Annotated in this window: 1 protein-coding gene; it reads left to right on the top strand. The window is 31.6% G+C overall.

Annotated elements, in window-relative coordinates:
- Positions 1-784 (top strand): hypothetical protein (locus HUN22_RS17420; RefSeq protein WP_254617568.1); only part of this gene is annotated, 784 nt, incomplete at both ends.

The raw sequence follows: 784 nt of genomic DNA, 5'->3' as shown, positions 1-784 counted from the left end.
ATCTTCATCTTTCTTCCGAAATTTCTCATTTAATTAGTGAAATGTCATATGAGTTGGCTTTACTAGGAGGCCCCGATTCTTTATCTGTTCAAGAAAAAATTCCAGCTTTTAAAGAAATACTAAATACAAAGTTAAATTCATACGAAAAAAGTATTATAGAAAAATATATCCGTAGGGAAATACCTTACCTAGTACTTGAAGGGCTAAATATTAAAAAATTAGATCGTAGTAAAATTGATATTACTCAATCAACTCAACTCCCCCCTCTTGAAATACTCGAAAAAGATATTGATATATTAACATTAGCTTCTTCTGAACAAATAATATTGGCACTTCTAGAGGAAGATGCTTTTGCATTTGATATAGATAACTTAGGTAAAATCGTTAGAGTTGTTGCAAACTTAAAAGGCGGTGGAGTTACAAAAATTGAAAATGAGAATCCTGATAAGAGTTCACATTCAGGTATAGAATTAACTGCACATACAGAAGCTCCCTATCACACAGTTACTAAAGTAGTTGATAATCATTCACCCGCTCCTTCTTCCTTGATTTTAACAGCAAGATGGAATCCCTTAAATGAACCTACTAGTTTAATTCCAATATCTAGAGTACTAAGTCAATTAACTCTTGAAGAGGCACTTGCTTTAACAACCAAAAATTTTAATTTTACAAGAAGTGAAACATTTAATGAGGGTCAAGGATCTGGTGGAGAAAATGTTTCTATCCTAGAAGTAGATAAAGATGGTTATAAAGCCATGAAATATAATTCATATAGATTCAGTCC

This window comes from Acinetobacter lactucae (assembly GCF_013344765.1).
GTDB classification, from domain to species: domain Bacteria; phylum Pseudomonadota; class Gammaproteobacteria; order Pseudomonadales; family Moraxellaceae; genus Acinetobacter; species Acinetobacter lactucae_A.
This window is presented reverse-complemented; position numbering and strand designations above follow the sequence as displayed.